Genomic DNA, 13383 nt, shown 5'->3' on the forward strand with positions numbered 1-13383 from the left:
GTTTAGCTGACCGAAGCGCCCTCCGAAGAGATTCGGGGGGCGCTTCCCTCGTTTCCCGATGCGGAGCAGTCAACGATTCGGTCACAGTCGCGCCTTGCCCTCCCGTCGGGGCAGTCGATGGACGATAGTGGAGGGAACGCGGGCGCACCCACGAGACCGGAGGAGACGAGGATGAGAAGGTGGTTGGGGCTGGCGGTGGCCTTCACGTTCCTGATTTCCGCGTGCGAGGAGCCCGTCCCCGTTCCCACGGCCGTCTCCTCAGAACCCTCCCTTCCCGCGCCGACACCGACGCGCGGAACGGCGGTGCGGTCCGTGACCCCGGTCAGCGACCGTCCCGTCCCGGCGCCGGCGCCCGACACCTCGAACGCGGCATCCCAGCCCCCGAGTCCGACCGTCACCGAGACTGAGGGCGTGGCCTGCCCGGAACCGGCGATGGATCTCGCCTCCACCGCCCTGGGCGCCTGGCTCGCGTCTGGCGTCATCCCCACGGACCGTCCGGGTGAGGTCTTCGCCTTCGAGGTTGCCGACAACCAGTTCAGCCCGTGCGAGGAGCTCAGCTGGGTGGTGCTCTCCGACCCGGCCGGGGTCCCGGCGCGCGACACCACGGTATTCTTCGCCGGAGCCGAGCTCGTCACCGAACCCGCCCCGGCGCTGCTCCCGCCGGTCGCGGCGGTGGAGAAGCGCGCCGACGGCAGCGTCGCGGTGTCTCGCCAGGACGGGGGAGAGGCCACCTACCGGCTCGCGGCGGAGCGCCTGCTCGTCACGGGGGAACCGCCGGACGCCCCGCACCTGGACCTCGGGCGCGCGGGTCCGCCGCCGCCGGCCACGCCCCGCCCCCACGGCAACGCCTACACCCGCCCCTGGGACCATGAGCGGCCGCGCGGGGCGCGCTACTCCATGGAGGTGGGGGAGACGCGCATCATCTGCGACTTCGCGCTCTTCAATGACCTGCAGCTGGTGTGCTACTCGCCGACGGACAGCCCCTGGCCGACGGTCACCGAGAACGTCCCGGCCGAGACCCGCACCAGGGCCAACGTGGCAATCCTCAACTTCCAGTCGCTCTGGGCGGTGAGCACTCTCTCGGACCCGTTCATCGCCGCGGACAGTGAGGCGCAGCCCCTGCCGGAGGACTCCGTCACGCGCATCGACGACGTGTTCGTCGACACCCGCGGTAACGTCGCCAAGATCTACGACTCGCGCTGGGCCTACGTCATCGGCGAGGGCGTCGCCATGCCCGCCAAGTCGCCTGCCCCGCCGATCGACACCTCCCGCTGGCCGGAGGATCTTCGGCCGTGGGAGCCTGCGCCCAACGGAGCGCCCGCAGCCAACTAAGCTGGCGCCCATGAAGATCATCGGGCTCACGGGCGGCATCGGCAGCGGAAAATCCACGGTGGCGGGCATGCTCGCCGACGCCGGGTACCCGGTCGTCGACGCGGACCGGCTCGCGCGCGACGTCGTCGAGCCTGGCCAGCCCGCCCTGGCGGAACTGGCGGCGGCCTTCGGCGACGACGTGCTCGACGACACGGGCGCGCTGCGGCGCGGGGTGCTGGCGTCGCGGGCGTTCGTCGACAAGCAGCACACCGAGCTGCTCAATTCGATCACCCATCCCCGCATCCAGGAGCTGCGGCGGCGTCGCTTCGCCGAGGCGGAGGCCGCCGGTGCGGAGGCGGTCATCTACGACATGCCGCTGCTGGTGGAGCAGGGGGCGGACCGGGAATGCGACCTGGTGGTCGTCGTCGACGTCGAGGTGGAGGAGCGGGTCCGCCGCCTGGTGGAGCACCGCGGGCTGGCTGCCGCGGACGTGCGGCGGCGCATCGCCCAGCAGAGCGACGATGAGACCCGGCGGGCGGCGGCGGACGTCATCATCGACAACAACGGCGCGGTGAGTGCTCTGGACGCCCAGGTTCAGGACCTCGTGGCGCGTATTCAGGGACTCTGAGAGTACCATTCGCAGAGCTTTAGAGGACAAGAGTTAACCTGAAAGGCCTCCAAATTTTACCTTGGTGATTTAACATGACCGGTCATGGGTACGTGGGATGTCGGGCCTTTCGACAATGACGCCGCGCGCGATCTGCTGACAGATCTGCGCGCCGGTCGCTTTTCCCTCGACCAGCTCCGCTTCGGAATGTCCGGCAACCGGATCGACGCCGACGACGCCGCCGTGGTGGTGGCGCTGTCCGCGCTGTCGAAGATGCCGGCCGCGGAGCTGCCGGCGGGACTGAACCGGGAGCACGTCTCGGAACTGTCCGCCCCCGGCGCCCGATCCTGGCTGCGCAGTCAGTTCAACCACATCCTCGACCGGGAAGCCTCGGCCATCTACGCGCTGTGGGAGCACACCGGTGAACTCGACCAGTGGATCTACCAGGTCGAATCAGTCAAACCCTGAGGCGCCGGGGTCAGTCGCGCCAGGTGTGGACGGGTTCTCCGGTGGCCTGGTTGGCCAGGTAGCGCTGCATCAGCTCCTTGAGGGCGTGGCGGCGCAGGGCCGTCGGGTTCTCCGTCCGGGAGCGCCCGCCCTCAATCCTGCTGAGCGTGCGCAGCTGCCAGGTCGCGCCGTTGATGCCGGTGCGGGCGCGTGCCTCGATGATGCCCATGTAGGTCTCGATGAGTTCGTCGTCGACGCTCAGCATCGCCAGCCCCTCCCGGGCCTGAGGCGCGAGATGGCGGTGGACGAGCTCCGCCACCCCGATACGGCCGATCGTCGGCCAGGTGATGCGGGCGTGGATGCCGTTGCGGGCCGCCTCGACGAAGTTCTCGTGGGCCTCGTGGAACTGGAGGCGCGACCACACCGGGCGGGTCTCCTCGGTGAGGTACTTGACCATCCCGTAGTAGAAGGCGGCGTCGGCGACGATGTCGACCGGCGTCGGCCCGGCGGGCAGCAGCCGTGACTCGACGCGCAGATGGGCGTGGACGGTGCCCGGATCGTAGATCGGCCGGGTCCAGCGCCACACCGTGCCGTTGTGCAGGTTGAGGTAGTGCAGCGAGGGGTTCTCCCCGTGCATTTCCGCGGTGCCGGCGGCCTCCTGGGACTCCGGCAGCAGGGGGGAGAAGTAGCGGACGTTCTCCTCGAAGAGGTCGAAAACGCTGGTGATCCAGCGCTCGCCGAACCACACACGCGGACGCACGCCCTGGGCGACGAGGTCCGGGGTGCGGGTGTCGATGGATTGGCGGAAGACCGGGATACGCGACTCGTGCCACAGCTTGCGGCCGAGGAACAACGGCGAATTGGCCCCCATGGCCACCTGGGCCGCCGCGATGGCCTGCGAGGCGTTCCAGCTGTCGGCGAAGGAGGTCGGCGGCACCTGCAGATGCAGCTGGACCGAGGTGCACGTCGCCTCCGGGGCGATGTCCGCGAACTGGTGGTGCAGGCTCTCGCGGCCCGAGAGCTCGATCCGGATGAGTTCACCGCGGCTGGCGATGACGGCCCTGGACAGCGCCTTGTAGCGGTTCTCCGGGGTCATCCACGAGGGATCCTCGAGCACCTGCTCCGTCATCGTCGGCAGGGTCCCGATCATCGCTATCCGGCATCCGGCGGCCCGCGCGGCGCCGTCGGCCTCCGCCAGGCGGGCGGTGATTCCCTGCTCCAGCGTCAGCAGCCCGTCACCCGAGACCTGGAGGGGTGGATGATTGATCTCGATGTTGAAGGCGCCGATTTCGGTCTGGAACTCGTCGCCCAGGCGCGCCAGCACGTCCGCGTTCTGCAGGGCGGGCGCCATCTGCTCGTCGACGAGGTTCAGTTCCAGTTCGAGTCCGATGCTGCTTCCCTCCTGGAACGGCTGCGTTCTCAGGTGGCGGTCGAAGCGCTCCAGATCCTCGTAGAGCCGTTCCCGGTAGGTGCTGCGTTCGTTCGGGGTGAAGGTGTCGGTTGAAACTGCGTCTCCCATGACTCCAGGGTAGTGCGGTGGGGCGGCGGGGGAGGGTGCGTGCCGGTGGACCAGCCCCTGCGTGGTGCGGCAACTAGGTTCCCCCCGAAACTGACAGTATAATGTCATTTCCATGAAAGTTGGATGGATGCTTGCCGCTGTGGCGGCGGTGGGAATCGGTACTGCGGTCGCCGTCAGCGCACCGGACCCCCTGTACACGGTGGAACGGGTCGTCGACGGCGACACCATCGTCGTGGCCGACCCGGACGGCGGCGAGGCGGTGCGGGTTCGGCTGCTCAACGTGGACACCCCCGAGATGGGCGCGAAGGGCACGCTGGAGGGCTGCTACGCGCAGGAGGCGACTGATTTCCTCACGCAGCGCCTGCCCGCCGGCACCCAGGTGCGGCTGGAACTCGACGAGGAGGAGACGGACAGGTACGGGCGCACGCTGGCCGGCGTCATCGATCCGGAGAGTGACTCGCTCATCAACGCCGACATCGCCCGGGGCGGGTATGGCGTCGCCATGCTCATCGAGCCCAACGGGAAGTTCTATCCGGAGGTGCTGGAGGCAGAGGAGGACGCCCGCCACCGCGGCAGGGGCATGCACGCCCCGTCCCTGGGCTGTTCGCTGTCCGCCCAGGCGGCCCTGGCCGAGCAGGCCCTGGACGACGAGGAGCCCGCAGCGCTCGCCGACGCCGCGGCGCCGGACCTGGATGTGCACCGCTCCCATGTCCGTACGGTGCGTGCGGACGTCGACCGACTGCGCACCCGACCGGGACCGGAGGAGGACGAGGACGGACACGCGGTTCGGCGCCATTACCTCGACGCGGGCCAGTCCCGGGTGGAGGCCTTCGACGCCGAGGCCTCCCGACTGCTCGATGAGATCGACGCGGAGGAGGATCGCCGGGCGGCCGAGGAACGGGAACGACTCGAGCGCGAGCTGGAGCGCCAGCGCGTCGAGCAGGAGCGTCGGGATCGGGAAGCGGCGCAAGCCGCGGAAGCCGCCGCCGCGGCGGAGCGCTCCCGTGTGCAGCGTGAGAGTCAGTACACGGCCCCGCCGGCCCCGCCAGCGCGGCCGGCTCCTCCAGCCCCCGCACCGGCACCGGCCAAGGACACCTACACAGGCTGCCGCGACTACGGCACCCGGACCGCGCCCAACGCCGTCGACGACAAGGGCCGCCCGTACACCCGGATCGACTGCACCACGAAACTGCCGATTTAGATGCCTAGGCTGGGGGCATGAGCATCGACAAGTCCGTACTGCACCCCAACATTGCCCCGGTGGCCTTCCTGATCGGTTCCTGGACCGGCGAGGGCCGCGGTTTTTACCCGACGATCGCCGACTTCACCTACACCGAAACAATCTCCTTCACCGCCACCCCGGGCAAGCCCTTCCTGCGCTACCTGCAGACCACCACGGGCCCGGACGGCGCCCCGATGCACCAGGAGTCCGGTTACCTGCGCCCGGACCCGGCCGGGGGCAGCGCGGAGTTCACCATCGCCCAGCCGACCGGGCAGACCGAGTTGTTGGAAGGTGCCCTGGTCATCGCCGCCGACGGCGCGGTCACGCTCGACCTGGGTCCGTCGTCGGTGCGGAACACCGCCTCGGCCAAGCAGGTCGATTCGACCCGCCGCACCTACGCGGTCACCGCCGGGCGGGCCGAGGTGGCCACCCGCTTCGATATGGCGGCCGTCGGACAGCCCATGCAGCAGCACCTGGCCTCGACCCTGCGAAAGCAGGCCGGATAGGCATTATCATGGGCAGCCATGAAGAAGTGGAACACCGGCCCATTCGACAATGAGGAGGCCCAGGGCCTGCTCGAGGACATCCGAGAGCACGCCGTGCCCCTGGAACAGATCCTGCCGACCAGCGGACAGCGCTACCTGGAGGCGGATCACGGGGCGCTGGTCGTGGCGATGGCGCACCTGGCGGTCGGTGAGCTGCCGGAGGGCGTCACCGCTGAGGACGTCGCTGTGCTGCGCGAGCCGGCCCACCGGGAGGTGCTGCGCCAGTCGCTGGAGGCCGTGCTCGTCGACGGCAGCGTCTCCGGCCTTTACGCCGAGTGGGAGGCGGAGGGCGTCGACAAGCTGCATGAATGGAAGGCGCAGTCCCACGTGTCGCTGAGCTGACCCGCGTCTTGACACGCCTGCCTATCATGGACCCATGGCATTTGCAGGCGAGCACCCGGTCATCCCGCACTCCGAGTTCCGACCCGTCGGAGACGTCGAACGCAGCGACGCGCGGTTCGAGGTCATCAGCGAGTTCCAGCCCTCGGGCGACCAGCCCGCGGCGATCAAGGAACTCGATGAACGGCTCAACCGCGGGGAGGAGGACGTCGTGCTGCTCGGTGCGACCGGCACCGGCAAATCGGCGACGGCGGCGTGGCTGATCGAGAAGCAGCAGCGCCCGACCCTGGTCATGGCGCCGAACAAGACGCTGGCCGCGCAGCTGGCCAACGAGCTGCGTGAGCTGCTGCCCAACAACGCGGTCGAGTACTTCGTCTCCTACTACGACTACTACCAGCCGGAGGCGTACATCGCGCAGACGGACACCTACATCGAGAAGGACTCCTCGATCAACGAGGACGTCGAGCGCCTGCGTCACTCGGCCACCAGCGCGCTGCTCTCGCGCCGCGACGTCGTCGTGGTCGCCTCCGTCTCCTGCATCTACGGCCTCGGCACCCCGCAGTCCTACCTGGATCGCTCCCTGGTGCTGCGGGTCGACGAGGAGATCGACCGCGACCGCTTCCTGCGCCTGCTCGTCGACATCCAGTACGAGCGCAACGACTACGAGTTCAAGCGCGGCACCTTCCGCGTCAAGGGCGACACCGTCGACATCATCCCGGCCTACGAGGAACTGGCGGTGCGCATCGAGTTCTTCGGTGACGACATCGACTCGCTCTACTACATCCACCCGCTGACCGGCGACAAGATCCGGGAGGTCGACGAGGTCCGCATCTTCCCGGCCACCCACTATGTCGCCACCGAGGAGCGCATGGGCAAGGCCATCGAGGGCATCAAGGCGGAGCTGGCGGATCGTCTGGCGGACCTGGAGAACCGCGGCAAGCTGCTGGAGGCCCAGCGCCTGCGGATGCGCACCGAGTACGACCTGGAGATGATTCAGCAGGTCGGCTTCTGCTCCGGAATCGAGAACTACTCGCTGCACATGGACGGCCGTGAACGCGGCTCCGCCCCGGCGACGCTCATCGACTACTTCCCCGAGGACTTCCTCACCATCATCGACGAGTCCCACGTCACCGTCCCGCAGGTCGGCGGCATGTTCGAGGGTGACATGTCCCGCAAGCGCAACCTCGTCGAGCACGGCTTCCGGCTGCCCTCGGCGATGGACAACCGCCCGCTGACCTTCGAGGAGTTCGAGGACCGCGTCGGCCAGACTGTCTACATGTCGGCGACGCCCGGCAACTACGAACTGGCGGCCTCCGGCGGCGAGTTCGTCGAGCAGGTGATCCGGCCGACCGGGCTGGTGGACCCGAAGGTCGTCGTCAAGCCCACCGAGGGCCAGATCGACGACCTCATCCACGAGATCCGCCAGCGCACCGCCCGGCAGGAGCGGGTGCTGGTCACGACCCTGACCAAGCGGATGGCCGAGGATCTGACCGACTACCTCGTCGAGCACGGCATCCGCGTGCGTTACCTGCACTCCGACATCGACACCCTGCAGCGTGTGGAACTGCTGCGCCAGCTGCGCCTGGGCGAGTACGACGTGCTCGTCGGCATCAACCTGCTGCGCGAGGGCCTCGATCTGCCGGAGGTCTCGCTGGTGGCGATCCTCGACGCCGACAAGGAGGGTTTCCTGCGCTCGGCGACCTCGCTGATCCAGACGATCGGCCGAGCGGCCCGCAACGTCTCCGGCGAGGTCATCATGTACGCCGACAAGATCACCGACTCCATGGCCCACGCCATCGACGAGACGGAGCGGCGCCGCGAGAAGCAGGTCGCCTACAACGAGGAGCACGGCATCGACCCCCAGCCGCTGCGCAAGAAGATCGCCGACATTCTCGACCAGGTCTACGAGAACGCCGAGGACGACTCCTACGGGGGCGGCCGGCGCACCGACAAGCCGCAGTCCTCCGCGGCCGGTGACGCGGCGCTCGTCGAGAAGCCCGACACCTCGTCCATGGCCGTCGACGAGGTCCAGCAGCTCATCGACGACATGACCGAACAGATGCGGGCCGCGGCCACCGAGCTCAAGTTCGAGCTGGCCGGGCGCCTGCGCGACGAAATCGCCGACCTGCGCAAGGAACTGCGTGGCCTCAAGGAGGCGGGCATCTGAGCGCCCTAGAGTAGGGGACAAGCCACCCCAAGGAGAATGATGCTCTCGTACACCAACATCGTCGTCGGCACGGACGGTTCCGCAACCTCCCTCAAGGCTGTCCGCACCGCCGCGAGCCTGGCCCGCGTCTACGCCGCGAGGCTGACCATCGTCAGCGCGTACCACGGTGATGGACATTCGCTTCTCGACGCCCGCCAGACCGACGTCTCCGCCCTGCCCGTCGTCAGCGAGACCCGCGCCCGGGAATACCTGGAGGAGGCGAGCCGCATCGCGCGCGACGAGGGGGCCGCCGACATTCAGCTGCGGGCGCGATCGGGCACCGCCGTGCAGATCCTCACCGAAGCGGTGGGCGAGACCGCCGCCAACCTCATCGTCATCGGCAACAAGGGTGTGAACACCATCACCGGCCGGGTGTTCGGCAACATCCCGACCGAGGTCGCCCGGCGCGCCGACGTCGACGTGATGCTGGTCAACACCCGCGAACCTCGCTCCTGAGCCGGCGAAGGTTGCTAACATGGTCCGCATAGGTTCACCTGGCCCAGACCCGGGACAAGACACAGTGGAGAGGCAGCACATGAGCGAGTACTACAAGAAGATCGTTGTCGGCACCGACGGCTCCAAGTCATCGATGCTCGCCGTCGAGCGCGCGGCAAAGATTGCCGCGGCGTTCGACGCGACGCTGATCATCGGTTGCGCCTACTACGAGAACAAGGATGACGCCTCTAAGACCCTCCGCCAGGACTCGGTGACCATCCTCGGTGACGAGCAGGCACAGCAGAACCTCGCCTCCGCGGAAGAGGCCGCCCGCGCAGCCGGCGCCGGGACCGTCGAGACCGCCGTCCGCCCGGGCACCCCGGTCCAGGCGCTCATGAGCATCGTCAACGACAACAACGCCGACCTGCTCGTCGTCGGCAACCGTGGGATCAACTCGCTGACCGGTCGCCTTCTCGGCTCCGTCCCGGCCGACGTCGCCCGCCAGTCCGACTGCGACGTCATGATCGTTCACACGGTCAAGTAGCCGTACCCGGCACAGAAGCGGCCGCCCCCGAACGAGGGGAAGGCCGCTCACCTGCTTTCAACGGGGGTCAGTCGGTCTCCGGAAGCGCGCCGATCACGGTCAGCGACTGTGTCGCCCGAGTGACCGCGACGTAGAGGTCCTGCCACCCCTGGGGGGAGCCCGCCACGATCTGGGCCGGCTCGACGACGATGACGTGGTCGAACTCGAGCCCCTTGATGGTGGCGACGTTGACTTGGTCGATGACCTGCACAAGACCCTCCTCGGCGGTCACGTCGTCGAACGCGAGCGAGGCCGGGTCGGTCCCGGACGGCAGGTAGCTGACCTCGACGCCGGACTCCCGGATCGCCTCGGCCGGGGTGGCGCCGGGGTCGATGACCGCGAGGATGCGGTTGGCCACCTCCATGATCTCGGCGGGAGTGCGGTAGTTCACCGTCAGCTCGTGGGTGCGGAAGCGCCCGCCGACGAAGGGGCCGAGCGACTCCGCCCAGCTGTCGACACCGGCCGGGGCTCCGGTCTGGGCGGTGTCGCCGACCAGCGTCATCCAGCGGGAGGGGGAGCGGCGGAAGACCATCCGCCATTCCATGGGCGTGAGTTCCTGCGCCTCGTCGACGATGACGTGTCCGAAGGCCCAGGTGTGGTCCGCGGCGGCGCGTTCGGCGGTGGTCCGGGCGTCCGTGACCTCCTGTCGGCGCGCCAGAGTGTCGGCGTCGATGACGTCGGAGGCGGAAAGAATCTCAGCCTCGAACTGGTCGTCGTCGAGGTCGGTGGATTCCGAGGAGGCGAGCACGTCAAGCGCGTCCTCGGCATCGGCGACCTGCTGCCGCCAGGCTTCGTTCTCGGCGCGGCGGACCTCCTCCGGATCGGGCAGGCCGATGAGCACCGCGAGCTCGTCGAGCAATGCCGCGTCCGAGGAGCCCCATCCGGAGCCCGGTTCCCGGTGGAGTGCGGCGCGCGTCTCCTCGTCGTAGTCGCCAGCGACGGCGTCGATGGCGTCGGCGTCCTCCAGCAGGGCGCGCAGCAGATCCGTGGGAGTGAGCTCGGGCCACCACCCCTCGACGAGCCTGCTCACCGTCGGATCCTCGGCGAGGTCGTCATGCAGCTGATCGACGTCGGCCTGGGAGAGCAGGTTGCTGCCGCCGAGCGGGTCCGCCCCGATCCGCTCCGCCAGCTGGGTGGCGAGAAGGCCGACGAGACGCTCGGTGAAAAAGACCGCGGCGTCGTTGTGCGGCTTGCGGGAGCGGCGCGCCCGGGTGCGCGCCTCGGCCACCATCTCCGGCGTGATGGTCAGCGTCAGGCTCTCGACGCGCACCTCGACCGGATCCTCCGGGATCTGCTGCTGATGCCGGACCCAGCGCCCGAGGATGGTGGTCATCTCCTCGGAACCCTTGATCTCGCGGGTGAGGAGTGATTCCTCAACCGTCGCCCTGACACCGGGGAAGAGATCACCGACGGTGGAGAGCACCACTCCCGTCTCGCCCAGTTCCGGCAGGACCCGGGAAATGTAGTCGAGGAAGGTCGGGTTCGGGCCGATGATGAGGACGCCGCTCTTGGCGAGCTGATCGCGGTGAGTGTAGAGCAGGTACGCCACCCGGTGCAGCGCCACGGCCGTCTTGCCGGTGCCGGGGCCGCCCTGGACCACCATCACGCCCCGGGAGGGATCGCGAATGATCTGGTCCTGCTCGCGCTGAATGGTCTCGACGATGGAACGCATGTGCCCGGTGCGGGCCCGCTGCATGGCGTGGTGGAGCGCCGATTCGGAACCGACGCCCTGGCGGGTGTGGACGTCGACGTCGCCGGCCAGCACCTCGTCGTCGACGCCGGTGACCGTGCGGCCCCGGGTGCGGATGTGTCGCCGCAGGGTGACGCCCTCGGGCTGGGCGGTCGTCGCCAGATAGAAGGGCCGCGCCATGGGGGCGCGCCAATCGAGCAGCAGAGTGCGGTAGTTGTCGGCGCGATCGTCGAGCCCCATCCGGCCGATGTAGCGACGCTCGAGATCCGGGCGCCCCGGGACCGGCGTCTCCACGTCGTCGGTGGCGATGTCGATGCGGCCGAAGACCAGGCCGAGCTGGGCCAGGTTCAGCCGGTCCAGTTTGGCGTTGAGCCCGTGGTACTCGGTCTCGCGGCGCACCAGGGCGTCGGCGTCCGGGTTCGCCGGGTCGACCTCCAACTGGACCTGGCGGAGGCGTTCGTTGGCCTGCGCCACTTCATCGTCGAGGCGATCGAACAGGCCGTCCACGTACTCCTGCTCGGCGGCAATCTCCCGCTGGAGCTCATCACTCACGAGTGGCCCTACCTTCCCGCCTGGTGTGGCAAAGTCCCTGAAAAGTCCTAGAAGATGACGTTCCACGATAGCAACCGGGAGCGGGTGCGGGGTATTCCGACGCCCACCGCAGCACAGGGGCGGAAACGGGGAAGCCCCGCCCGGCGTGAGCCGGACGGGGTGCGGGCTGACTCCCGACTAGTACTTGGCGACCTTGCGGACCGCGCGGTCGATGGCCTTGTCGGCCTGGTGCTGCAGCCTGGTGGCGCGCTTGGCGGCCCGGTCGTAGCTGCGGCCGGTCGTGGCGTCGGCCTTGTCAATGGCCTTCTCCGCGCGGGTCTGGGCCTTATCGGCGACCTTGACCGCCCGCTTGCCCGCCCCCTTGGCGTCGGCCTGGGCGGCGTCGAGCCAGTCGCGGCCGGTCTTCTCCGCGTCGTGGAACAGGTGGCTGCCGGTCTCCCGGGCCTGCTCCACCCAGGTCGGGGCCTCCTTGCGCACAGTCTCGATGGCCTCCTGCCCGACGGATTTCGCCTGGCCGTACCAGGTGCCGGCGGTGGCCGCGGCGGCCGCTGCGGTCTTCTGCCAGTCGTCCTTGTTCTCGTCGACGAAGGAGGCGACCGCGTCCTGCGCGTGGTGGGTCTTGTCGGAGATCCAGTCGGTGGCCTGGGCGGTGGCCTTTTCGGTCTCCGACTGGGTCGGGAGGGCGGCCTGGACCTTCTTGTTGACGTCATGGCCGGCCCGCTGCGCGCGCCACGCCAGGCCGGGCCTGCCGGCGGTGTCCATGGAGGTGATGCCCAGACCGCCCAGCAGGGCAATCGAGGTGAGGAACCCGTTGCGGCGGGTGGACTTCTCCTCCGTCGTCTCCGCCTCCCAGAAGTTGTGGCGGCCGATGATCGTCGGCACCGCCAGGATCGCCAGCGTGCCGGCAGACAGGCGCGGGGCCTTGCCGAGGGCGAGCAGGGAACCGGCGCCGACCTTGGTGGCGCCGACCGCGCGGGCGACCAGCTCCGGATCGTTGGGGACCTGACGGGCCCAGTCGGCGGGAAGCACGCCACGCAGCTTGGTCAGCACCGTTTCCGTGTTCTTGACATGGCCTTCGGTGTTGACGAGGGTGTCGACCCCGTCGGCGATGTAGACGGAGGCGAGCATGGGTCGGGCGATCTTGCGGATCATCTGAAGCTCCTTGACGTAACTGTTCGTGAGTGTTTCTCCCGCCCACTGTACTCAAGGGGACATGTCAGTACCCTGAACGTTCCTGAACTATTCACTGAGCGGGAGACAAGCGGCCCTGTCTACCAGCGGCGCTTGTGCCACTCCTCGAGGAACGGGCGCTCCGCGCCCAGGGTGGTGGGCTTGCCGTGTCCGGGCCGGACGATCGCCTCGTCCGGGTACTGGTCGAAGACGCGCTCCTTGACGTCGTTGAACAGCCTGAGAAAGTCGGCCTCCGATTCGGTCTTGCCAACTCCACCGGGGAAGAGGCTGTCGCCGACGAAGAGGTTGGTCTCCCCGTCGATCTCCACCGCGACACAGGCTCCGCCCGGGGTGTGGCCGCGCAGGATGAACACTGGCAGTTCGTGGCCGGCGAACTCGATGATCTCGCCCTGGTCGAGCTCCACGTCCACCGGCTGGGGCACGGCAGGCGAGTCGAGGAAGGAGGCAAGGTGCTTGGCTCCGGTGCACCTGAGCACCTCCTCCGTCGCGCGGGTGTGGTCCCAGTGACGGTGGGTGGTCAGGACCATCTCGATCTCGACCCCGGCTTTCTCGGCCATGGCCACAAGTGCGTCGGCGTCGTCGGCGGCGTCGATGAGCAGGCCCTTGCCGTCGGCGGCGAGCAGGTAGCAGTTGTTGTTCATTTCGGAGACGGTGATCTGGTGCAGCGTGATGGGGGTTGTGTCAGTCATGCGGCCATCCTAGTGACTTGGCGCCCGCTCGGATGGTGCCGCTGGCA

Annotated in this window: 13 protein-coding genes; 9 read left to right on the plus strand and 4 right to left on the minus strand. The window is 68.7% G+C overall.

All coding sequences use genetic code 11. The annotated features are described in order from the left end of the window. The first annotated feature begins 171 nt into the window (after window positions 1-171). The 3 genes from CGUA_RS06160 to CGUA_RS06170 all read left to right on the plus strand — a co-directional run bounded on the left by CGUA_RS06160 (window position 172) and on the right by CGUA_RS06170 (window position 2386). The gene (locus tag CGUA_RS06160) at window positions 172-1332 is read left to right on the plus strand and encodes a hypothetical protein (RefSeq protein ID WP_290198197.1); all 1161 of its coding nucleotides are present in this window, start codon (window positions 172-174) and stop codon (window positions 1330-1332) included. A 10-nt stretch (window positions 1333-1342) separates the two neighbouring features. Further along, window positions 1343-1939 carry a dephospho-CoA kinase gene (coaE, locus tag CGUA_RS06165; RefSeq protein ID WP_290198198.1) on the plus strand — a complete coding sequence of 199 codons (597 nt, stop codon included), beginning with the start codon at window positions 1343-1345 and terminating at the stop codon, window positions 1937-1939. A gap of 84 nt (window positions 1940-2023) precedes the next feature. Then, complete coding sequence (locus CGUA_RS06170; RefSeq protein ID WP_290198199.1) at window positions 2024-2386, plus strand: DUF4259 domain-containing protein; 363 nt, start codon at window positions 2024-2026, stop codon at window positions 2384-2386. Between the two features lie 10 nt (window positions 2387-2396). Here CGUA_RS06170 and CGUA_RS06175 read toward each other — a convergent pair whose 3' ends face one another. After that, window positions 2397-3884 carry a glutamate-cysteine ligase family protein gene (locus CGUA_RS06175; RefSeq protein WP_290198200.1) on the minus strand — a complete coding sequence of 496 codons (1488 nt, stop codon included), beginning with the start codon at window positions 3882-3884 and terminating at the stop codon, window positions 2397-2399. A 112-nt stretch (window positions 3885-3996) separates the two neighbouring features. Between CGUA_RS06175 and CGUA_RS06180 the strand changes: the two genes are divergently transcribed. The 6 genes from CGUA_RS06180 (at window position 3997) to CGUA_RS06205 (ending at window position 9175) form a co-directional block, all read left to right on the plus strand. Further along, entirely contained in the window at window positions 3997-5085 is a 1089-nt protein-coding gene (locus CGUA_RS06180) for a thermonuclease family protein (protein ID WP_290198201.1), read from the plus strand. A gap of 17 nt (window positions 5086-5102) precedes the next feature. Next, entirely contained in the window at window positions 5103-5612 is a 510-nt protein-coding gene (locus tag CGUA_RS06185) for a heme-binding beta-barrel domain-containing protein (RefSeq protein WP_290198202.1), read from the plus strand. 18 nt (window positions 5613-5630) lie between these two features. Then, window positions 5631-5993 carry a DUF4259 domain-containing protein gene (locus CGUA_RS06190; protein ID WP_290198203.1) on the plus strand — a complete coding sequence of 121 codons (363 nt, stop codon included), beginning with the start codon at window positions 5631-5633 and terminating at the stop codon, window positions 5991-5993. 34 nt (window positions 5994-6027) lie between these two features. Next, window positions 6028-8157 (plus strand): excinuclease ABC subunit UvrB, encoded by a 2130-nt coding sequence (uvrB, locus tag CGUA_RS06195; RefSeq protein ID WP_290198204.1) that lies wholly within the window; start codon window positions 6028-6030, stop codon window positions 8155-8157. A 36-nt stretch (window positions 8158-8193) separates the two neighbouring features. Beyond that, the gene (locus CGUA_RS06200) at window positions 8194-8652 is read left to right on the plus strand and encodes a universal stress protein (protein ID WP_310169144.1); all 459 of its coding nucleotides are present in this window, start codon (window positions 8194-8196) and stop codon (window positions 8650-8652) included. A gap of 79 nt (window positions 8653-8731) precedes the next feature. After that, window positions 8732-9175 carry a universal stress protein gene (locus CGUA_RS06205; RefSeq protein ID WP_290198205.1) on the plus strand — a complete coding sequence of 148 codons (444 nt, stop codon included), beginning with the start codon at window positions 8732-8734 and terminating at the stop codon, window positions 9173-9175. 67 nt (window positions 9176-9242) lie between these two features. Here the strand turns inward: CGUA_RS06205 and CGUA_RS06210 are convergent, their stop codons facing one another. The 3 genes from CGUA_RS06210 to CGUA_RS06220 form a co-directional block, all read right to left on the minus strand. Next, the gene (locus CGUA_RS06210) at window positions 9243-11456 is read right to left on the minus strand and encodes a HelD family protein (RefSeq protein ID WP_290198206.1); all 2214 of its coding nucleotides are present in this window, start codon (window positions 11454-11456) and stop codon (window positions 9243-9245) included. A 177-nt stretch (window positions 11457-11633) separates the two neighbouring features. Then, a complete protein-coding gene (locus CGUA_RS06215) occupies window positions 11634-12608 on the minus strand; it encodes a DoxX family protein (RefSeq protein WP_290198207.1) in 975 nt (324 codons plus the stop codon). 119 nt (window positions 12609-12727) lie between these two features. After that, window positions 12728-13336, minus strand: coding sequence for an MBL fold metallo-hydrolase (locus CGUA_RS06220; protein ID WP_290198208.1), 609 nt, complete (start codon window positions 13334-13336; stop codon window positions 12728-12730). Window positions 13337-13383 lie beyond the last annotated feature (47 nt).

This window comes from Corynebacterium guangdongense, from assembly GCF_030408915.1.
Taxonomy (GTDB): domain Bacteria; phylum Actinomycetota; class Actinomycetes; order Mycobacteriales; family Mycobacteriaceae; genus Corynebacterium; species Corynebacterium guangdongense.

Coding starts and splice junctions, on each gene's coding strand:
- CGUA_RS06160 (WP_290198197.1), top strand. CDS start 172: ATGAGAAGGTGGTTGGGGCTGGCGGTGGCCTTCACGTTCCTGATTTCC.
- uvrB (WP_290198204.1), top strand. CDS start 6,028: ATGGCATTTGCAGGCGAGCACCCGGTCATCCCGCACTCCGAGTTCCGA.
- coaE (WP_290198198.1), top strand. CDS start 1,343: ATGAAGATCATCGGGCTCACGGGCGGCATCGGCAGCGGAAAATCCACG.
- CGUA_RS06205 (WP_290198205.1), top strand. CDS start 8,732: ATGAGCGAGTACTACAAGAAGATCGTTGTCGGCACCGACGGCTCCAAG.
- CGUA_RS06220 (WP_290198208.1), bottom strand. CDS start 13,336: ATGACTGACACAACCCCCATCACGCTGCACCAGATCACCGTCTCCGAA.
- CGUA_RS06185 (WP_290198202.1), top strand. CDS start 5,103: ATGAGCATCGACAAGTCCGTACTGCACCCCAACATTGCCCCGGTGGCC.
- CGUA_RS06190 (WP_290198203.1), top strand. CDS start 5,631: ATGAAGAAGTGGAACACCGGCCCATTCGACAATGAGGAGGCCCAGGGC.
- CGUA_RS06175 (WP_290198200.1), bottom strand. CDS start 3,884: ATGGGAGACGCAGTTTCAACCGACACCTTCACCCCGAACGAACGCAGC.
- CGUA_RS06215 (WP_290198207.1), bottom strand. CDS start 12,608: ATGATCCGCAAGATCGCCCGACCCATGCTCGCCTCCGTCTACATCGCC.
- CGUA_RS06200 (WP_310169144.1), top strand. CDS start 8,194: ATGATGCTCTCGTACACCAACATCGTCGTCGGCACGGACGGTTCCGCA.
- CGUA_RS06180 (WP_290198201.1), top strand. CDS start 3,997: ATGAAAGTTGGATGGATGCTTGCCGCTGTGGCGGCGGTGGGAATCGGT.
- CGUA_RS06170 (WP_290198199.1), top strand. CDS start 2,024: ATGGGTACGTGGGATGTCGGGCCTTTCGACAATGACGCCGCGCGCGAT.